The organism is Pseudomonas laurylsulfatiphila (genome assembly GCF_002934665.1).
Lineage (GTDB): Bacteria > Pseudomonadota > Gammaproteobacteria > Pseudomonadales > Pseudomonadaceae > Aquipseudomonas > Aquipseudomonas laurylsulfatiphila.
Genome location: NZ_NIRS01000001.1, coordinates 724,049 through 742,983 on the forward strand (window position 1 = coordinate 724,049; position 18,935 = coordinate 742,983).

An 18,935-nucleotide genomic window follows, 5' to 3' on the forward strand; every position below is an offset into this window, starting at 1 on the left:
TCTGCGACAGCTTGGCGTTTGGCGATCCGGGAGCTGGCACGTATGATGCTTCACAAACTTCCGCAGATTAGAAGCCTATGTCCCTGATAGTTCTACTGCTTCTGCCATTCATAGGCAGCTGTTTGGCGGCCGTGTTGCCGCACAATGCCCGTAACGCCGAATCCCTGCTGGCTGGCCTGATCGCCCTGATCGGCAGCATCCAGGTCGCATTCCTGTACCCGCAGATCGCCCATGGCGGCGTGATTCGCGAAGAGTTTTCCTGGCTGCCCAGCCTGGGCCTGAATTTCGTCCTGCGCATGGACGGTTTCGCCTGGCTGTTCTCGATGCTGGTGCTGGGCATCGGCACCCTGGTGTCGCTGTACGCCCGCTACTACATGTCGCCGAACGATCCGGTGCCGCGCTTCTTCGCATTTTTCCTGGCCTTCATGGGCGCCATGCTGGGGCTGGTGATCTCCGGCAACCTGATCCAGATCGTGTTTTTCTGGGAGCTGACCAGCCTCTTCTCGTTCCTGCTGATCGGCTACTGGCACCATCGCGCCGATGCCCGGCGCGGTGCCTACATGGCGCTGATGGTGACCGGTGCAGGCGGTTTGTGCCTGCTGGCGGGGGTCATGCTGCTCGGCCATGTGGTCGGCAGCTATGACCTGGACAAGGTCCTGGCCGCCGGCGACCTGATTCGTGCCCATGCCCTCTACCCCATCCTGTTGCCCCTGATCCTGATCGGCGCCTTGAGCAAAAGCGCGCAATTCCCCTTCCACTTCTGGCTGCCCCACGCCATGGCCGCGCCGACCCCCGTGTCGGCGTACCTGCACTCGGCGACCATGGTCAAGGCCGGGGTGTTCCTGCTCGCGCGGCTATGGCCGTCGCTTTCGGGCAGTGAAGAATGGTTCTACATCGTCAGCGGCGCCGGTGCCTGCACCCTGTTGCTCGGGGCGTACTGCGCGATGTTCCAGAACGACCTCAAGGGACTGCTGGCCTACTCGACCATCAGCCACCTCGGCCTGATCACCCTGCTGCTCGGCCTGAACAGCCCGTTGGCCGCCGTCGCCGCGGTGTTCCACATCCTCAACCACGCGACGTTCAAGGCCTCGTTGTTCATGGCCGCGGGCATCATCGACCATGAAAGCGGCACCCGCGATATCCGCAAGCTCAGCGGCCTGTACAAGCTGATGCCGTTTACCGCCACCCTGGCCATGGTCGCCAGCGCCTCGATGGCCGGCGTGCCGTTGCTCAACGGCTTCCTCTCCAAAGAGATGTTCTTCGCCGAAACCGTGTTCATCAATGCCACGCGCTGGGTCGAGCTGAGCTTGCCGATCGTGGCAACGATCGCCGGTACCTTCAGCGTGGCTTACTCCCTGCGTTTCACCGTGGATGTGTTCTTCGGTCCGCCCGCGACCGACCTGCCTCACACCCCCCACGAGCCACCGCGCTGGATGCGCGCGCCGGTCGAGCTGCTGGTGTTCACTTGCCTGCTGGTGGGGATCTTCCCGGCCCAGGTGGTCGGCCCGCTGCTCGCGGCGGCGGCGCAACCGGTGGTGGGCGGCACCCTGCCCGAGTACAGCCTGGCGATCTGGCACGGCCTGAACGCGCCGATGATCATGAGCCTGATCGCCTTGTCCTGCGGCACCCTGCTCTACCTGCTGCTGCGCAATCAATTCAAGCGCGGACGCTTCAACCGCCCGCCCGTCATTGGTCGCCTGGACGGCAAGCACCTGTTCGAATGGGCACTGGTCGCCAGCCTGCGCCTGGCCCGTCGCCTGGAGCCGCGGATGGGCACCCGGCGCCTGCAAATGCAGTTGTTCCTGGTGGTGCTCGCCGCCGTGCTGGCCGGCTTGATTCCCATGCTGCACAGCAGCCTGCACTGGGGCGACCGGCCGAAGATCCCCGGGTCGATCGTCTTCGTCACCCTGTGGTTGCTGGCCATCGCCTGTGCCCTTGGCGCGGCCTATCAAGCCAAGTATCACCGTCTGGCGGCCCTGACCATGGTCAGCGTCTGCGGCCTGATGACCTGCGTCACCTTCGTCTGGTTCTCGGCGCCGGACCTGGCCCTGACCCAACTGGCGGTCGAAGTGGTGACCACGGTGCTGATACTGCTGGGCCTGCGCTGGCTGCCACGACGGATCGAAGAAGTCTCGCCGTTGCCGGGCAGCCTGCGTCGCGCGCGGGTGCGGCGGATCCGCGACTTACTGCTGTCGACCCTGGTCGGTGTCGGCATGGCGTTGCTGGCCTACGCCATGCTGACGCGCCAGACCCCCAACGACATTTCTTCCTTCTACCTGAGTCGCGCCTTGCCCGAAGGCGGCGGCAGCAACGTGGTCAACGTGATGCTGGTGGACTTCCGAGGTTTCGACACCCTCGGTGAAATCACCGTACTGGTGGCCGTGGCCCTGACCGTCTACGCCCTGCTGCGCCGCTTCCGTCCGCCGAAAGAAAGCCTGCAATTGCCGGCCCAGCAACGCTTGCTCGCACCGGATGTGGTCACCGACCTGGTCAACCCGCGTCACGCCAGCGACACCGCGCTCGGCTTCATGATGGTGCCGGCGGTGCTGGTGCGCCTGCTGTTGCCAGTGGCGCTGGTGGTGTCGTTCTACCTGTTCATGCGCGGGCACAATCAACCGGGCGGCGGTTTTGTCGCCGGGCTGGTGATGTCGGTGGCGTTCATCCTGCAATACATGGTCGCCGGCACGCAGTGGGTCGAGGCGCAAATGAGCCTGCGACCGCTGCGCTGGATGGGCACGGGACTGCTGTTTGCCACGGCCACCGGCCTGGGTGCGATGCTGGTCGGCTACCCGTTCCTGACCACCCACACCTGGCATTTTTCGTTGCCGCTGCTGGGCGACATTCACCTGGCCAGCGCCCTGTTCTTCGACATCGGCGTATACGGCGTGGTGGTCGGCTCGACCCTGTTGATCCTCACCGCCCTCGCCCACCAATCGGTGCGTGGTCACAAAACCGCTGCCCAGCCTAAATCCGTTGCCGCCAAGGGAGCCGTCTGATGGAAGAAGTCATCGCAATCGCCATCGGCGTCCTGGCCGCGTCCGGCGTGTGGCTGATCCTGCGCCCACGGACGTTCCAGGTGGTCATGGGCCTGTGCCTGCTGTCCTACGGCGTCAATCTGTTCATTTTCAGCATGGGCAGCCTGTTCATCGGCAAGGAACCGATCATCAAGGACGGCGTGCCGCAGGATCTGTTGCACTACACCGACCCGTTGCCGCAAGCGCTGGTACTGACGGCGATCGTCATCAGCTTCGCCATGACCGCGCTGTTCCTGGTGGTGCTGCTGGCGTCCCGGGGCCTGACCGGCACCGACCATGTGGATGGCCGGGAGCCCAGGGAATGATGGCGATGACCCACCTGATCGTCGCGCCCATTCTGCTGCCGTTGCTGACGGCCGCGATCATGCTGATGCTCGGCGAGAAGCACCGGCCGCTCAAGGCCAGGATCAATCTGTTCTCCAGCCTGCTCGGGCTGGGCATTGCCGTGGCGTTGTTGCAATGGACGCAAACCACCGGCGTGCCAGGCTCCATCGGTGTGTACCTGCCGAGCAACTGGCAAGTGCCGTTCGGCCTGGTGCTGGTGGTCGATCGCCTTTCGGCGCTGATGCTGGTGCTGACCGGCATCATCGGCGTCAGTGCCCTGCTGTTCGCCATGGCCCGCTGGGACAGCGCCGGTTCGAGTTTCCACGCACTGTTCCAGATCCAGTTGATGGGGCTTTACGGCGCATTCCTCACCGCGGACCTGTTCAACCTGTTCGTATTCTTCGAGGTGTTGCTGGCCGCGTCCTACGGGTTGATGCTCCACGGCTCGGGCCGGGCGCGGGTGTCGTCGGGGCTGCATTACATCTCGATCAACCTGCTGGCCTCGTCGCTGTTCCTGATTGGCGCGGCGCTGATCTATGGGGTGACCGGCACGCTGAACATGGCCGATCTGGCGGTAAAAATCCCGCTGGTGTCCGAAGCCGACCGGGGCTTGCTGCACGCCGGCGCGGGGATCCTGGCCGTCGCGTTTCTGGCCAAGGCCGGCATGTGGCCGTTGAACTTCTGGCTGGTGCCGGCCTATTCCTCGGCCAGTGCGCCGGTGGCGGCGATGTTCGCGATCATGACCAAGGTCGGCGTCTACACCTTGCTGCGCCTGTGGACGCTGCTGTTCTCCGCCCAGGCCGGGGCATCGGCGTTCTTTGGCGGGGAGTGGCTGATCTACGGCGGCATAGCGACCATCGTCTGCGCCGCCCTTGCGATCCTCGCCGCGCAACGCCTGGAGCGCATGGCCAGCCTGAGCATTCTGGTGTCGGCGGGCATTCTGTTGTCGACCATCGGTTTCGCCCAGCCGAACCTGGTGGGCGCAGCGCTGTTCTATCTGTTCAGCTCGACCCTGGCGTTGAGCGCGCTGTTCCTGCTGGCCGAACTGATCGAGCGTTCGCGCTCGGCCAACGAGATACAGCTCGAAGATGAAGCCGAACTGCTGCCCCGCCCCCTGGAATCCCTGCATCCTCCCAAAGGCACCAACCTCGACGACGACCAGAAAGCCGTGGTCGGCCAGGTGATCCCGTGGACCATGGCGTTTCTCGGCCTGAGCTTCATCGCCTGCGCCTTGCTGATCATCGGCATGCCGCCGCTCTCCGGGTTTATCGGCAAACTCGGGTTGATCGGCGCACTGCTCAATCCGCTGGGCCTGGGCAACAGCGGCGACACACCGATTTCCAATGCCGCGTGGGGCCTGCTGGTGTTGTTGATTGTGTCGGGGCTGGCGTCGCTGGTCGCGTTCTCGCGCCTGGGCATCCAGCGCTTCTGGACGCCGGCGGAACGACCATCGCCCCTGCTGCGACGCCTGGAATGCGTGCCGATCTTCGCACTGCTGGGCTTGAGCATTGCGCTGACCTTCAAGGCCGATCCGCTGCTGCGCTACACCCAGGCCGCCGCCGATGCCTTGTACAACCCGCAGCAATACGTGATGGCAGTGCTCGACACCCGCGTCGTACCGAACCCCACGGCCAAGGCGACCCCGCAGGAGGTGCAACCATGAAGCGTCTGTTTCCCGCACCCGTGCTGTCGCTGGCCTTGTGCCTGCTGTGGCTGTTGCTGAACCTGTCGACCAGCCCCGGCAATCTGCTGCTGGGTGCGGCGCTGGGGTTCTGCGCGCCGCTGATGATGCGCAGGCTGCGTCCGCTGCCGGTGCGCATTCGTCGTCCGGGGGTGATCCTGCGTCTGGTCCTGCTGGTCGGGCGCGATGTACTGGTGTCCAACCTCGCCGTGGCCTGGGGCGTGCTCAATGCCGGTCGCCGTCCGCCCCGCTCGCAATTCATCAAGGTGCCGCTGGACTTGCGCGACGCCAATGGCCTGGCCGCGCTGTCGATGATCACCACGGTGGTGCCCGGTACGGTCTGGTCGGAGCTGGCGCTGGACCGCAGCATTCTGCTGTTGCACGTCTTCGACCTGGACGACGAGGCGCTGTTCATCCAGCACTTCAAGGTGACCTACGAGCGTCCGTTGATGGAGATCTTCGAATGAGCCCCTTGCTGGCGAACGCGATCCTGCTGAGCCTGTTCCTGTTTTCCCTGGCGATGATCCTGACCCTGATCCGCCTGTTCAAAGGGCCGTCGGCCCAGGACCGGGTCCTGGCGCTGGACTACCTGTACATCGTCGCAATGCTGATGATGCTGACGCTGGGTATTCGTTATGCCAGTGACACCTACTTCGAGGCGGCGCTGCTGATCGCCCTGTTCGGTTTCGTCGGCTCGTTCGCCCTGGCGAAATTCCTGCTGCGTGGTGAGGTGATCGAATGAATACGCCCTTGTCGTTGTGGGTGGAAATCCCGGTGGCGATCCTGCTGGTGCTCGGCAGCCTGTTTGCCTTGATCGGCGCCACGGGCCTGCTGCGCATGCAGGATTACTTCCAGCGCATGCACCCACCGGCCCTGGCCTCGACACTCGGGGCCTGGTGCGTGGCGCTGGCTTCGATCATCTATTTTTCGGCGCTCAAGTCTGGGCCGGTCTTGCACGCCTGGCTGATTCCGATCCTGCTGGCGATTACCGTGCCGGTGACCACCTTGCTGCTGGCCCGGGCGGCGCTGTTTCGCAAACGCATGGCCGGGGATGATGTGCCGGCTGAGGTGAGTAGTCGGCGTACGGAGAGTGGCAGTTAGGGCGAAAATTTGTGGTGCCTGGTCTGTCGCCATCACGAGCAGGCTCGCTCCTACAATTGATCTTCATACACAGGTCAAAATGTAGGAGCGGGCTTGCCCGCGATGAGGCCGGTACTGTCACTAAAGAAATGTCGATCAATCAGACCCAGGCCACCGCCAACAACCCCGCCCCCAACACCACACACAAGGGCGAATAAACCCAGGTGTCGAGCCGGGCAAATTTCGAACCCTTGACCTCCTTGAAAAAGCCCACCAGCTCCGAATCGCCAATGGCCCGGGCAAACAGCAAGATCGCAATGGCGCTGATCGCCCACTGCAACGACCAGTGATGCAAGGGTGGCAGGCACCAACCCACCCGCCAGCACACCAGCACGGCAATCAACAGCAATGCCCCGGCCACCACCAGCGTGATCCAGCCTCGAGGCTTGAACGCCGGTCGCAGTTTTGTGCTGCCCTCCTGCGGTACTTGCGGGACCGCTGCCACCGCCGCCCACTCGCCACCCAACGCCCAATACACATGCACCAGACTGATCACGGCGAAGATCGTCACCAGCCATTGAGCCAACAGCAAGGTCATGGTCAGGAATCCTTGAAAGGGATTTGAACAGAACATTGTAGGAGCTGCCGCAGGCTGCGATCTTTTGATTTTGCTTTTTCAGACGAGATCAAAAGATTGCAGCCTGCGCCAGCGCCTACAGGGCGGCGGAGACTTTGTCCGCCACGTCCTTGGGCACCCAGGCCCGCCAGACGTCCGGGTGAGCCTTCATGAAAGCCTGCGCTGCCTGGCGCGGCGGCGTATGTTTCTCGCTCATCTCGGCCAGCGCCTTGTTCAGCGGGTCGATCGGAAAGTCGACCTTGGCAAAGAACTCGGCAATCTGCGGATACTGCTTCTGGAAGGGAGTGGACACACCGATCGACAGCTTCGAAGCCAGGGAACGGGTCGGCCGTGGATTGGGGTTGTCGGCGTCGGTCAAGGTCTTCCAGGCTTCGGCGTCGAACGGTGGCTCTTCCAGTTGAATCAGCTTGAAGCGGCCGAGCAACGGCGTGGGCGACCAGTAGTAAAACAGCACTGGCTTGCCACGATGAATGGACGAACTGATCTCTGCATCCAGGGCCGCGCCCGATCCGCTGCGGAAGTTCACGTAGCTGTCTTCCAGCCCGTACGCCTTGAGCTTCTGCTTGTTGACCACTTCCGAGGTCCAGCCGATAGGGCTGTTGAGGAAACGCCCCTTGGTCGGGGCTTCCGGGTCCTTGAACACGTCTTTGTAGCGCGGCAGGTCGCTGACGCTGCGCAGGTCCGGCGCCAGCGGCTTGATGCCCTTGGCCGGGTCGCCCTTGATCACGTATTCCGGCACCCACCAGCCTTCGGTAGCGCCCTTGACCGTGTCGCCGAGGCTGACGACTTTGCCTTCGGCTTCGGCCTTGACCCAGACCGGGCTGCGACCGGCCCACTCTTCGCCAATGACCTGGATGTCATTGTTGGCCAGCGCGGCTTCCAGGGTGATGGTGGTGCCCGGCAAGGTATCGGTGGGCAGCCCGTAGCCCTTCTCGACAATGATGCGCAGGACATCGGTAATCAGGCTGCCGCTTTCCCAGTTCAAGTCGGCGAAGTGGATTGGCGCCTGGGCGGCAAACACCGGGGCGGGTGTCACCAGCAAACCGAAAGTGGCCAGGACAGCAGCCAGCAACCGTCGAAATCCGTTCATGCTTTTGCACCTCGTGCTGTTCACAGCAATAGCAGGATGGCCTGGCAGTAGACCGCGAAGCCTCTGAATACTCAGTCCAATGACTGTAGTAGAGGTTCCTGATTTCGAGGTGCGGGGATCAGTTTTCGGAAGTTTCCTGCAAACGCGTCAGCTCACGTCTGACCATGCTGGCGTATGGCGCCGGTTGCAGTTGGTAAAGCTGTGACGCCACCCAGTTCAGCCAGGCTCCTTGCAGAAGTTTCTTCTGCCCGAACAGCCGCCGCGCTTCGTCTTGAGCGCTGGCCAGGTTCTGTTCGTGGAAGTCGGCGCGGGTCAGGGTCATCATTCGCTGGCCTTGAAGGTCACCAGCTCGCCCTTGCGCCACTTGGCCGCTTTGGCGGTCACGGCCTTGAGGGTCTTGGTCAGGCCTTCCTGCAACTGTTGGTGGGCGGCAAACACCATCACCACGCTGTGACCTTCCTTGAACACGATCCCCTGACCGTCGGCCGTGGTCACGAAGGCGTAATCGCCAATGCCGTAAACCGTCAGCTTGATGTCGCGGAACCTGATGTCCAGCTTGCCGCCTTCGCGACTGGGCAGCACGGACGCGCTGAAATGATCGCCGACCTTGAGTTTGAGTCCGGGTTTGTCGTCCACCACCAGGGCTGATTCGGTGTCGATTTCGGCAATGTAGATGCCTTCAGCGTTCTGTTCGGTGATGTAAACGAAACGTGACTGAAACTGCTTGACCAGCTTTGCGCGCAAATCGCCCAGCACGAACAAGGCATGCATATCGAGATTACTTACTGCCAAGGAAACATCCCCACATCTGAAAAATGGTGCCGTACGCGAAAAATAATCGCACAGCCAAAAAAGCGGCAATGCCGAAGGTGTAGCCAGAGAACCCGAATTGAAGTCCTGAATGAGCAGTGCACTCATTCATCACGAAGCTTGAGAAGACTACTGGAACGTCACTCGCGTCGTCCTGACTGGCGTTCGTCACAGGCTGAAGGAAAACGCCCTTCCTGCTGCCAGAAAATTATGGACTATCAACTTCGGGGAAAAATCTCACCAAGAGAAAAAAATTTCCTACATATCATCAGCAAAAAATTGCTTTAGATAAACATCATTCACCCGCCAGTAAGGGTGATTCTAGAGCAGCGATGCTCCTGGAGACTAGCCAAAACGACGTACATACGTCGGTAAAACAATGAAAAGGACTTCATATGCGCACACTGACACACTTTGCCTATCCCTTGGTGCCTGACACGGAAACAGCAACGATCTCGCAGCCGATACCGTTCGCCCGATCTGAACCGCTTTCCGATGCCCCTCCCCGCCCGCGATTTCAGGTGGTGATGGCGGGCATTGCCTTCTTCCACATCAAGGATATTTCTACAGGCTGTGTAAGAGGTTTCCGAGCCAATCATAACGAAGCCTGCGCCCTCGCCCGGTTCCTTGAATCACACGGTTGACAGCCCCGCCGCGCTCATTTTCATCGACGTTTGGTCTGCCCGTCGACTTATCTCAGCCGTCGACGGGCAACTACTGCCATACTGCCCGCCCAATAAAACGAATCCGTAACCAATCGGATTGCGTTGACAACAACAATGTATTTCCAGGGGAAGTCTGCAACGTGACGGAATTTGATATCGGCGAGTTTTTTATCCGGGGTGAAGCCAGAGAAGTCGAGGGTGAATTCCAGGCCGTGATTGTCATGCGCGCCAAACCTCCGCTCAAGACCGTGACCTATCACCAGGTCGAAAAAGATCGCTGGTTCAAAACCCCCGATGTCGCTGCGATTGCGGCCCAGGAATCGGCCAGGGAACTGAAGGCGGCGGTCGATGCCGGGGCACTGAAAGCCTGATACCCGGATTGGCGGTCTATGCTCTCTGTTGCGTTTGAACATCGTGATCGAACTCCACCCGTGCGGCGCCCTCGAAACCAGGAGACCGCACGTCGCCCCTCGGCCCGACTGATGACCTGCAAGGAGATGAAGATGGAATCACCGACACACGACTTGAAAGGCCTGTTCGACCAGCTCGGCCTGGACTCGAGCCAGAAAGCGATCGACGACTTCATTGCCGGCCATTCCCTGCCCGACAACAAGAAGCTCATCGACGCCGAGTTCTGGTCACCGCAGCAGGCCGGCTTCCTCAAGGAACAACTACGCGAAGACGCAGACTGGGCGCGGGTGGTCGACGACCTGAACCTGCGCATGCATCAGACCCACTGACCACTTCAATGCAGGCTGTCCGGTCGTTCGGCGTTCAATTGCGCCAACCAGGCAGCCCTGCACTCCTCCGCTTCGTCGCGACTGGAAAACGCCGTGCCCCGGCGCTCGCCATTGAGCAACACCACCCAGCAAACCTTGCGCCCCATGGAGCGCAGATTGGCAGGCACACCGCTGCCGATCATGACCGCGACATCAACTTTGCCTTGCATGCTGACCTCGAATTTCATTAGCAACCTAATTAATAGGCATGCTAGTTAAATTTTCGGCGAGGAAACAGCAAAACGCTGCACAGGTCAGTTGCAGGATTTGTAACAATCACCCGGCAACCCGATCCACTGTAGGAGCGAGCTTGCTCGCGATGGTCGTTAACGATGCCGCGGGTTTACTGACTAAACGCGGCGCTCTTGAGTCCATCGTCGGAACGCCGCCCGGAGCAAGCTCGCTCCTACAGTTGAACAGCATTACCCGGCAACCCGGGGTTTCTAGCGCGGTTTTTCCGGCTTGTAGCCCAGGCGCAAACCGCCCCAATGCCGGCCCTTGAGCATGATCGGCACCGAAAGATCGTGCATCAACTCGCCGGTGTCGCGGGTATAGGTTTGCAGCAGCACGGCCTTCTGATGGCTGCCGCAGCGGATCCCGGTGCGGTCGGCGAACTTGCGTTTGGTCCGGTTCTGCAAGGCATCGACCTGCGCGTCCCCCGTCAGCGGCTGGCTGAACGCATGGTTGTGGGTCGGCACATAACCCTGCTGGGTGCAGGCGATGGCGAACACCAATCCTTCGTGACGCGGCAACAAGGGTTCCTGGATCGTTGGCAACACCTGATCGGTGTAGCGGTCGAAACGCGTCTGGAACTTGGCCGGGCTGGTATTGGGGATGACCTGGTAGTTGCGGTCGAACAGATCGTCCAGACTGATTCGACCGGCATCGATATCCGCCTCGAAACGCTCTGCAATCCGGCTCGCGCCTTCCCGGGCCAGGTCATAGATCCGCTGGTGATAATCATCCAGCCCCACCTCGGCCAGTCGCTCGCTGATGGTTTCGGCCTGCCCTTCCATTTGCACCGCCGCCTGGGCCAGACGCTGAGTCTGCTGGTCGCTGACCGCCAGGTCGCTGCGCATCTGTTCGATGGCGTGAAACAGACTGTCAAGCTGTTCACGGTTGGTGTCTGCGCCCTGGGCGATTTCCCCGACCTGGGACTCGACACTGGCCGCCAGACGGGCAATGTTCTCCAGATGCTGCCCCGTGCGCTCGACCTGCTCGACGCCGGTGTCGAGGTCGCTGGACAGTTGGCGGATCTGCTCAACCACCTGTGCGGTACGTTGCTGGATATCGGCCACCATCTCGCCGACTTCGCCCGTCGCGGTCGCCGTGCGCGCGGCAAGCCCGCGAACCTCATCGGCCACCACGGCAAACCCGCGACCGTGCTCCCCCGCCCGCGCCGCTTCAATGGCGGCGTTCAATGCCAACAGGTTGGTCTGGCTGGCGATGGACTGAATCACCAGGGTCACGCGCTGGATATCATCGCTGCGCAGGCTCAAGGCTTCGATCAGTTCACGGCTGTTGCTGGCGCGTTGGCTGAGCTGATGCATGCGGGCAATGGACTCGATCAGTTCCGTACGCCCCACCGCGCCGCTTTGATGAGCCTCACTGGCGGCGCTCAGCGCCTGGCGACTGAGCAGCGAGGTGGCGTGTTCGGTGGTAATCATGACCTCGGCGTTGCTGACAATCTGTGCCGCCGCCGAGAGTTGCGATTGCAGTTTTTCCGCCAGTTGCCGAACCGAAAACGCCACCCCGGCGGCCGAAAGCGCGTTATGGCTGGTGGTGTAGGAAAGATCGCGAGTCAACTCGCCGATGGCATCGGGGTTGTCGGGGGAAACCGTCTGTGGGGTCGCACGCGAACGCAAGCGAGGCAGCCAGATGATCAGGACGGCCAGGGGCAGGCCAAGGTAGAGCGACCCACCGCCCAACGTCATGCCACATAACAACAGCATCAGGGCGATGCTTTGCAGCGTCGGTGTCAGCCAGCGGTTTTTCGGCAACAGCACTGGTGCAGGCACTGCCGCAGCCAGAGACCCGTCTCTTGTCATCATCGTCACCCCGCAAAACTTCTAATTGTTGTCATCGCATTAAACGCCAGCATAAGGCCATTATCCATGAGCCTTTAGTCGCGAACGTTGCAGCAGATCAATAGAAGAATCGGGAAATCGCAGACGGCAGAAAACAAAGATCGCAGCCTTCAGCAGCACCTACGGAACAAATGTAGGAGCTGCCGAAGGCTGCGATCTTTTCCAGGCAGCCCGGGATTAACAGGGCTGCCTCACAGAATCAGGCCTGACGCTGGTGCTTGTCGATTTGCTCGTGACGCTCTTGAGCTTCGATGCAGTACTTGGTGGTCGGGCTGATCAGCAGGCGCTTGAGGCCGATCGGCTCGCCGCTGTCGTCGCACCAGCCGAAGCTGTCTTCCTTGATGCGCTCAAGGGCTTGTTCCAACTGAGGCAGCATGCGCTGGTCGCGATCGATCGCGTTCACCAGCCAGGTGCGCTCTTCTTCGACCGAAGCCGCGTCTGCCGGATCGGCCGGGGTGTCCAGGCTTTCGATGGCGATGCGGTTCTGTTCGATGCGCTCATGGGTTTCGACTTTCATGTTCTGCAACAGCTCGGAGAAAAAAGCATGTTGCTCGGCATTCATGTAGTCATCCGCCGGCATGGCCAGCAACTTGTCCTTTGTCATTGATATCTCTATAAAAAAACGTGCATTAAGGCGAATAAGGGAGCGTTCCGGCAGACCTGGGCAGGCCATCGGAAAGGCGCCGTTTGTTCCAAGCGCCACCCGGCACTCAATTTACGAGGGGCGGCAGTCTACGGCCGACTTGAGGCCTCAGCAACTGAAAAGACAGCGAATTTGTCCGACAAAGCCCTGAAAATGCTCTACGGCTGGCTTTGAGGCGGTAATCGGAGTGCGTTTATAGCAAGAAATTCAATCGAGCGGCTGTATATAGAAGACAAACGGCCTGCACGGGCCATTTTCCCGGCCTTTTTCCCTGCCATTTGCATGGCTGCGAACCTCAGCTAAGGTTGTCCCTCCCGAAATGGCCATATAAAGGAAAGGACCATGAAGCTGATCGGTATGCTGGACTCGCCCTATGTCAGGCGCGCCGCCATTTCTGCCAAATGCCTGGGAATCACGCTGGAACATCAATCGGTCTCGGTATTCCGCCACTTCGAACAATTCCGGCAGATCAACCCGGTGGTCAAGGCGCCTACGCTCGTGCTGGATGACGGTGAGGTGTTGATGGACTCGACGCTGATCATCGACTACCTGGAAACCCTCGCCGATAACAGCCTGATGCCCGTCGAACCGGCTCAGCGCCTGCGCGCGTTGCGCCTGATCGGCCTGGCGCTGGCCGCCAGCGAAAAATCCGTGCAGCTTTACTACGAGCGCAACCTGCGGCCGGCGGAAATTCAATTCGAGCCTTGGGTACAGCGGGTCGAGGGACAACTGGTGGCGGCCTATTCGGCGCTGGAGCGGGAGCTGGAAAGGCAGCCGCTGAAGACTGAGGGTGCGATCGAGCAGGACGGCATCACGCTGGCGGTTGCCTGGAGCTTTACCAACCTGGTGGTGCCGGATCAGGTGAGTGCCGCGCAGTTTCCGCGAATTGCCGCGTTCACGGCGTATGCCGAAGGGCTTGAGGTGTTTGTCAGTACGCCGATTGACTGACGGATTCATTTCGCCTCATCGACCGCCATCGCGAGCAAGCTCGCTCCCACAGGGAATCACGCTTTTCTGTGGGAGCGACGGTGCGGCGATCCGACTTGCTCGCGATGGCTTAAGCAAAAGCGCCGCTTCACCCAAAGGCAGAAGCGGCAGTCGAATCAATGCACAAACAACGCAATCAAAATGATGATCGGGATCGGCACGCCGAGAAAGAACAGCAGTAATGAACGCATGGTAGTTCTCCTGGATTAACGAATCGGTGCAGCGGTGACGTAGGTATCGGTTTCCAGATACACCACCGCATCCCGACGACGACCGCCGAAGGTTGCGGCGAGGCTGGCGAAGAACGCACCGGCCAGCAGCGCAACGAACATCCACAGCGTGGTCCACGCAGCCACTTTCGCAGCAGTGTCAGCGGCTTGTTGAGCGGCCAGCTTGGCGTCGGCCACGGCTTTCTGGGTGCGGGCATAGACCTCATCGACACGACGTTCGGCGTCGGCCTGAGTGAGGTTGGTCCGCTGCGCGACCAGTTGCGCCAGGTAAGTCCGGTCTTCGGCGGCCAGTTCACCCCTGTTCAGGGAACGCACAAAGATCCGGGTGACGGTGCCCCGGGCCGCATCATCGCTGACGGCAACCGGGCGATCATCACGGAACAGGCTGTCGACGAAGTAACCGTACTCATCGCCTTGGGTATTGCCCGCCGCAGTGCCCACGGCTTGCGTCGCGGCACTGGCCGCACCGCCGACCAGGTTCGCCCCGGCCTGCACGCCACCGCCGACCAGACTGCTGACCGACCCGGCGACCAGCGTGGCCGTCACCAGCGTCGCCACGCACCAGGCCAGAAAACCATGGGCCGTGTCGCGAAAGTAAACTTCATCGCCGTGCATGTACGCCCACTTCACCCGCAGTCGCCCGGCGATGTAACCGCCAAGTCCCGAAGCGACAATCTGGGTGAAGGCCAGCCAGACAATGGTCGAGATCCCCAGGCCTTTGGCGCTCACACCTTCATTGGCCCAAGGCGAGACCGCCGAAAAACCCAGGCCAAAGCCGAGCAACACCAGGATCAGCGACAACGCCGCCGCGGCAGCGGCACCCGCGAAAATCGCTCCCCAGGACACGCCGGACAGCGTGGTTGACTCGTCCATGGCGCGATAGAAACCATCAGAGGATCTATTCATAGTTGTATCGCTCCAGGCAGAAAGATGGTGTTACAACTCTTCGAGGAAGGAATTGCAGTCACCGTGCCAGTCACGCACTTTGAATAAATCGTTGCGCTTCAATCGCTTAGAAAGTTTGAACTTCCCGGACCCATGCAAACTGCAAGGAACAGGTTGATCCAACGGGTTTTATGCATTGGTTATTTGTAGCTTTTATTGCCACTGGGGAGTCAGACAACCTTTTTCGGGGCTTTCACCGGTTTTTCGATTAGGACGCGGCCTTTTGTAGGAGCTGGCTTGCCAGCGATGGTCGTTAACGATTACACGTGTGAACTGGATTAACGCGGCGCACTTGAGTCCATCGCCAGCAAGCTGGCTCCTACAATTGCGGTCTTTTGTGGGAGCTGGCCTGCCAGCGATGGTCGTTAACGATGACGCGTGTGAACTGGATAAACGCGGCGCATGTGAGTCCATCGCCAGCAGGCTGGCTCCTACAATTCCCCGGGAATGCGTGAAGCGACCCCGTCCAGATGAAAGTTAATTTATTAACTCGCGGTTTTTTCTTGGCAAAATGCTCGCAACTTCGTATTGAACTGCAAATCAGGCCAGCCTTATGACCCGCATCTTGACCATCGAAGACGACGCCGTGACCGCCCGGGAAATTGTCGCCGAACTGAGTAGCCACGGCCTCGACGTCGACTGGGTCGACAATGGCCGTGAAGGGCTGGAGCGTGCGGTGAGCGGCAACTATGACCTGATTACCCTCGACCGCATGTTGCCCGAACTCGATGGACTGGCGATCGTCACCACGCTGCGGACCATGGGCGTGGCGACACCGATCCTGATGATCAGCGCACTGTCCGACGTCGATGAACGCGTGCGCGGCTTGCGCGCCGGCGGCGACGACTACCTGACCAAACCCTTCGCCACCGATGAAATGGCCGCCCGGGTCGAAGTCCTGCTGCGCCGGCAGAACACCGTGACCGCCCAGGCCACCACGCTGCGGGTGGCGGACCTGGAGCTGAACCTGATCAGCCACGAAGCGAGCCGCGACGGTCAACTGCTGACGCTGCTGCCCACCGAGTACAAACTGCTGGAGTTCCTGATGCGCAATACCGGGCAAATCCTCTCGCGGATGATGATTTTCGAAGAAGTCTGGGGTTACCACTTCGACCCCGGCACCAACCTGATCGACGTACACATCGGCCGTCTGCGCAAGAAAATCGACCCGCCTGGCAATGTCCCACTGATTCGGACCGTGCGAGGCTCCGGTTATGTCATTGCCGAACCCGTCTAAAGGCTGGCGCTCTTCCAGCAGCCGTTTGCTGGCGCTCTACAGTTCGCTGTTCGTGATCTGGAGCGGGATCCTCATGGGGGTCATGTACTACGAGGTTTCCGCCTACCTGGACAACCTGGCCAAGCATTCACTGATGCAGCGCCAGCACCTGTTTTCGCGCTTCTCGGGCGAGCAACTGGTGGACGCCCTCGCCGTCAGCATGACCTTCGACATCCGCGGCATCGACGCCTACGGCCTGTTCGATGCCCGGCACCGTTACCTCAGTGGCGCCCTGCGCTACATTCCGGACGGCCTGCCGCTCGATGGCAAGATCCACATGCTGCGTGACTGCGATGCCTCCGGCGGCGATGATGACCAGACGCTGCCCGCCGACAGTTGCGACGCCGTGGCGACCCGCACCCTCGACGGCCGCTGGCTAGTGCTGGTGCGCGACAACGGTTCGCTGTTCGCCGTGACCCGCATCATTCTTCACGCGTTGTTCTGGGGGGTGACCCTGACCATCCTGCCGGGCATCGTCGGCTGGTATCTGCTGCGGCGCCGGCCGTTGCGCCGCATCCGCGGGATCCAGGCCAGTGCCGAAGCCATAGTCGCTGGCGACCTGAGCCGGCGTCTGCCACTGTCCAATCGGCGTGACGAACTGGACATGCTCGCCGCCATCGTCAACGCCATGCTCGAGCGCATCGAGCGCCTGATGCACGAGGTCAAGGGCGTGTGCGACAACATCGCCCATGACCTGCGCACGCCCCTGACCCGTCTGCGCGCGCAGCTTTACCGCATGCAGCAGCAAGCCGGCGAAGGCTCGCCGCAGGCCATGCAACTGGACCTGGTGCTGGCCGAGGCCGATACGCTGATGGCGCGTTTCCGTGGCCTGCTGCGAATTTCCGAACTGGAAGATCGCCGGCGCCGCTCCGGTTTCGTGCAACTGGACCCCGTGGCGTTGCTGCAGGAACTGCATGAGTTCTACCTGCCCCTGGCGGAAGACGACGGCCTGGTTTTCCAACTGCACCTGCCCGCGTCATTGCCACCTCTCAATGGCGACCGGGCGCTGCTGTTCGAAGCTGTGGCGAACCTGCTCAGCAACTCGATCAAATTCACCCCGCCCGGTGGGGCGGTGATCCTGCGCGGGGTCAATGCTGGCGGGCATACACGGATCGAAGTGCTCGACTCAGGCCCCGGCATTCCCGAGGCGGAGCGTGAAGCGGTATTCCAGCGTTTCTATCGCGCCGAGGTCGGCAATCAAAAGACCGGCTTCGGGCTGGGACTGTCCATCGTCGCGGCGATTGTCAGCCTGCACGGATTTACGCTGGAGGTGGGCAGCAGCGAACTGGGTGGCGCGCAGCTGGTGCTTGATTGTCGGGAAAGCTTGATAGCGCAGACTTGAAAACCAAAAGATCGCAGCCTGCGGCAGCTCCTACAGGTGTACACATAACCCTGTAGGAGCTGCCGAAGGCTGCGATCTTTTAAAAATCTCAACCCGGGTAGTTGGCCCGCAATGCTTGCAGTCCGCCGGAATAAATCCCGGTAAACAACGCCTCCACTTCCTCATTGCTCACGCCCACCGGTTCAAACCGCCCGGACCAGGTCACCCGCGCGCCCTCGCCTTGCGTCTCGACCTTGATCGTCGCCAGATAATCAGTCGCCGGAAACGGTGCCTGCTCAATCGAGTAGCTGTAGGTTCGGCCCGCGTTGTCGAAGGTTTGCAGGCGTTCGATCACCACCGCGCCATCCGCCGTTTGCAGGCTGCGCACGCGCCCGCCGTCACTGAGCTCGCTCCTGGGAATGAACGGCAGCCAGTCCGGCAGCGAGTTGAACCCGCCAATCAATTGCCAGACCTGATCGGCCGAAGCCGGGATGTCGATGAAGGCTGTTGCAGTTGCCATGAATGCTTTCTCCAATCAATAAGGTTCAGATGGCCAGGCTGTCGACGACACCGCCGTCGACCCGCAAGGCAGCACCGGTGGTGGCCGAGGATAACGGCGAAGCGATGTAGGCCACCAGATTGGCAACCTCCTCGACGTCCGCCACGCGCTGGATGATCGACGTCGGCCGGGCCTTGCGCACGAACGCATCGGCTTCGTCCCGGGCGCTGCGTCCGGATTCGGCCGTGGCATCCTTGAGCATGTCTTCCAGGCCATCGGTAAAGGTCGGGCCGGGCAGGATCGCGTTGACCGTCACCCCGGTGCCGGCCAGGCGTTTGGCCAGGCCATGGGACACCGCCAGGTTGGCGCTTTTGGTCACGCCATAGTTGATCATGTCCGCCGGTGTCGCCACGCCGGATTCCGAAGACAGGAAGATCACCCGCCCCCAACCCTGCTTGACCATGCCCGGTGTGTAGTGCCGGGACAGGCGCACACCGGAGATCACGTTGACCTCGTAGAAGCGCGTCCACTCACTGTCCGGGGCGTCGTAGAAATCCACCGTATTGAAGATCCCGAGGTTGTTCACCAGGATGTCGGCCCGTGGTTCGGCGGCGAACAGTTTTTCGGCGCCTTCGGCGGTGCCCAGGTCTGCGGTCACGCCACGCAATTGCGCAGCTGGAACACGCTGACGGATGCTCGCCAGTGCCTGCTCGACCTTGGCCGTATCGCGGCCGATCACCACCACCGTGGCGCCCGCCTCGGCCAGTGTCTGGCTGATACCCAGGCCGATGCCGGCGGTACTGCCGCTGACGATTGCCAGTTTTGCGCTCAGATCAATCTTCATGT

Annotated in this window: 22 protein-coding genes; 12 read left to right on the forward strand and 10 right to left on the reverse strand. The window is 61.3% G+C overall.

Translation table 11 applies throughout. From position 1 onward, the window contains the following. Nucleotides 1-77 precede the first annotated feature (77 nt). Genes CD175_RS03350 through CD175_RS03375 form a run of 6 tightly spaced genes read left to right on the forward strand, consistent with a single transcriptional unit; the run spans nt 78 to nt 6,141 of the window. Nucleotides 78-2,996, forward strand: coding sequence for a monovalent cation/H+ antiporter subunit A (locus tag CD175_RS03350; RefSeq protein WP_104447659.1), 2,919 nt, complete (start codon nt 78-80; stop codon nt 2,994-2,996). Continuing rightward, complete coding sequence (locus CD175_RS03355; RefSeq protein WP_007973781.1) at nt 2,996-3,340, forward strand: Na+/H+ antiporter subunit C; 345 nt, start codon at nt 2,996-2,998, stop codon at nt 3,338-3,340. The genes CD175_RS03350 and CD175_RS03355 overlap by 1 nt, the downstream gene beginning before the upstream one ends. Then, nucleotides 3,337-5,022, forward strand: coding sequence for a monovalent cation/H+ antiporter subunit D (locus tag CD175_RS03360; protein ID WP_104447660.1), 1,686 nt, complete (start codon nt 3,337-3,339; stop codon nt 5,020-5,022). The genes CD175_RS03355 and CD175_RS03360 overlap by 4 nt, the downstream gene beginning before the upstream one ends. Further along, the gene (locus CD175_RS03365; protein WP_104447661.1) at nt 5,019-5,507 is read left to right on the forward strand and encodes a Na+/H+ antiporter subunit E; all 489 of its coding nucleotides are present in this window, start codon (nt 5,019-5,021) and stop codon (nt 5,505-5,507) included. The genes CD175_RS03360 and CD175_RS03365 overlap by 4 nt, the downstream gene beginning before the upstream one ends. Continuing rightward, entirely contained in the window at nt 5,504-5,782 is a 279-nt protein-coding gene (locus tag CD175_RS03370; RefSeq protein ID WP_007973773.1) for a K+/H+ antiporter subunit F, read from the forward strand. The genes CD175_RS03365 and CD175_RS03370 overlap by 4 nt, the downstream gene beginning before the upstream one ends. Then, nucleotides 5,779-6,141, forward strand: coding sequence for a Na+/H+ antiporter subunit G (locus CD175_RS03375; RefSeq protein WP_104447662.1), 363 nt, complete (start codon nt 5,779-5,781; stop codon nt 6,139-6,141). Before CD175_RS03370 ends, CD175_RS03375 begins: the two co-directional genes overlap by 4 nt. A gap of 139 nt (nt 6,142-6,280) precedes the next feature. On the opposite strand, the gene CD175_RS03380 is transcribed toward CD175_RS03375, so the two are convergent. The 4 genes from CD175_RS03380 to CD175_RS03395 all read right to left on the reverse strand — a co-directional run bounded on the left by CD175_RS03380 (nt 6,281) and on the right by CD175_RS03395 (nt 8,618). Next, nucleotides 6,281-6,718 carry a DUF3995 domain-containing protein gene (locus tag CD175_RS03380; protein ID WP_104447663.1) on the reverse strand — a complete coding sequence of 146 codons (438 nt, stop codon included), beginning with the start codon at nt 6,716-6,718 and terminating at the stop codon, nt 6,281-6,283. Nucleotides 6,719-6,833: 115 nt separating this feature from the next. Then, nucleotides 6,834-7,847, reverse strand: a complete 1,014-nt coding sequence (locus tag CD175_RS03385) for an ABC transporter substrate-binding protein (protein ID WP_104447664.1) — start codon at nt 7,845-7,847, stop codon at nt 6,834-6,836. Between the two features lie 118 nt (nt 7,848-7,965). Beyond that, a complete protein-coding gene (locus CD175_RS03390) occupies nt 7,966-8,169 on the reverse strand; it encodes a hypothetical protein (RefSeq protein WP_104447665.1) in 204 nt (67 codons plus the stop codon). After that, nucleotides 8,169-8,618 (reverse strand): hypothetical protein, encoded by a 450-nt coding sequence (locus tag CD175_RS03395; protein ID WP_172435400.1) that lies wholly within the window; start codon nt 8,616-8,618, stop codon nt 8,169-8,171. The genes CD175_RS03390 and CD175_RS03395 overlap by 1 nt, the downstream gene beginning before the upstream one ends. Before the next feature lie 434 nt (nt 8,619-9,052). Between CD175_RS03395 and CD175_RS03400 the strand changes: the two genes are divergently transcribed. The 3 genes from CD175_RS03400 to CD175_RS03410 all read left to right on the forward strand — a co-directional run bounded on the left by CD175_RS03400 (nt 9,053) and on the right by CD175_RS03410 (nt 10,062). Then, nucleotides 9,053-9,301 (forward strand): hypothetical protein, encoded by a 249-nt coding sequence (locus tag CD175_RS03400; protein WP_104447666.1) that lies wholly within the window; start codon nt 9,053-9,055, stop codon nt 9,299-9,301. 161 nt (nt 9,302-9,462) lie between these two features. Then, a complete protein-coding gene (locus CD175_RS03405; RefSeq protein ID WP_007973761.1) occupies nt 9,463-9,693 on the forward strand; it encodes a hypothetical protein in 231 nt (76 codons plus the stop codon). 132 nt (nt 9,694-9,825) lie between these two features. Beyond that, entirely contained in the window at nt 9,826-10,062 is a 237-nt protein-coding gene (locus tag CD175_RS03410; RefSeq protein ID WP_104448070.1) for a DUF2789 domain-containing protein, read from the forward strand. 5 nt (nt 10,063-10,067) lie between these two features. Here CD175_RS03410 and CD175_RS03415 read toward each other — a convergent pair whose 3' ends face one another. The 3 genes from CD175_RS03415 to CD175_RS03430 form a co-directional block, all read right to left on the reverse strand. Then, nucleotides 10,068-10,271 carry a hypothetical protein gene (locus tag CD175_RS03415; RefSeq protein WP_102701451.1) on the reverse strand — a complete coding sequence of 68 codons (204 nt, stop codon included), beginning with the start codon at nt 10,269-10,271 and terminating at the stop codon, nt 10,068-10,070. Nucleotides 10,272-10,544: 273 nt separating this feature from the next. Next, a complete protein-coding gene (locus CD175_RS03425; RefSeq protein WP_420849083.1) occupies nt 10,545-12,152 on the reverse strand; it encodes a methyl-accepting chemotaxis protein in 1,608 nt (535 codons plus the stop codon). 235 nt (nt 12,153-12,387) lie between these two features. Then, the gene (locus CD175_RS03430; protein WP_007935965.1) at nt 12,388-12,792 is read right to left on the reverse strand and encodes a TraR/DksA family transcriptional regulator; all 405 of its coding nucleotides are present in this window, start codon (nt 12,790-12,792) and stop codon (nt 12,388-12,390) included. Between the two features lie 381 nt (nt 12,793-13,173). Here CD175_RS03430 and CD175_RS03435 point away from each other — a divergent pair, with 381 nt between their 5' ends. After that, on the forward strand, nt 13,174-13,779 hold the full coding sequence (locus CD175_RS03435) for a glutathione S-transferase (RefSeq protein ID WP_104447668.1): 606 nt from the start codon (nt 13,174-13,176) through the stop codon (nt 13,777-13,779). Between the two features lie 245 nt (nt 13,780-14,024). Here the strand turns inward: CD175_RS03435 and CD175_RS03440 are convergent, their stop codons facing one another. Further along, nucleotides 14,025-14,954, reverse strand: a complete 930-nt coding sequence (locus CD175_RS03440; RefSeq protein ID WP_104447669.1) for a hypothetical protein — start codon at nt 14,952-14,954, stop codon at nt 14,025-14,027. A gap of 592 nt (nt 14,955-15,546) precedes the next feature. Between CD175_RS03440 and CD175_RS03445 the strand changes: the two genes are divergently transcribed. Further along, nucleotides 15,547-16,230: a response regulator transcription factor gene (locus CD175_RS03445; RefSeq protein ID WP_020796732.1), complete on the forward strand. Its 684-nt coding sequence runs from the start codon at nt 15,547-15,549 to the stop codon at nt 16,228-16,230. Next, on the forward strand, nt 16,208-17,611 hold the full coding sequence (locus CD175_RS03450; protein WP_104447670.1) for a sensor histidine kinase: 1,404 nt from the start codon (nt 16,208-16,210) through the stop codon (nt 17,609-17,611). The genes CD175_RS03445 and CD175_RS03450 overlap by 23 nt, the downstream gene beginning before the upstream one ends. Before the next feature lie 88 nt (nt 17,612-17,699). Here the strand turns inward: CD175_RS03450 and CD175_RS03455 are convergent, their stop codons facing one another. Both CD175_RS03455 and CD175_RS03460 read right to left on the reverse strand, forming a co-directional pair. Continuing rightward, the gene (locus tag CD175_RS03455; RefSeq protein WP_104447671.1) at nt 17,700-18,110 is read right to left on the reverse strand and encodes an SRPBCC family protein; all 411 of its coding nucleotides are present in this window, start codon (nt 18,108-18,110) and stop codon (nt 17,700-17,702) included. Nucleotides 18,111-18,135: 25 nt separating this feature from the next. Continuing rightward, a complete protein-coding gene (locus CD175_RS03460; protein WP_104447672.1) occupies nt 18,136-18,933 on the reverse strand; it encodes an SDR family NAD(P)-dependent oxidoreductase in 798 nt (265 codons plus the stop codon). Between the last annotated feature and the right edge of the window lie 2 nt (nt 18,934-18,935).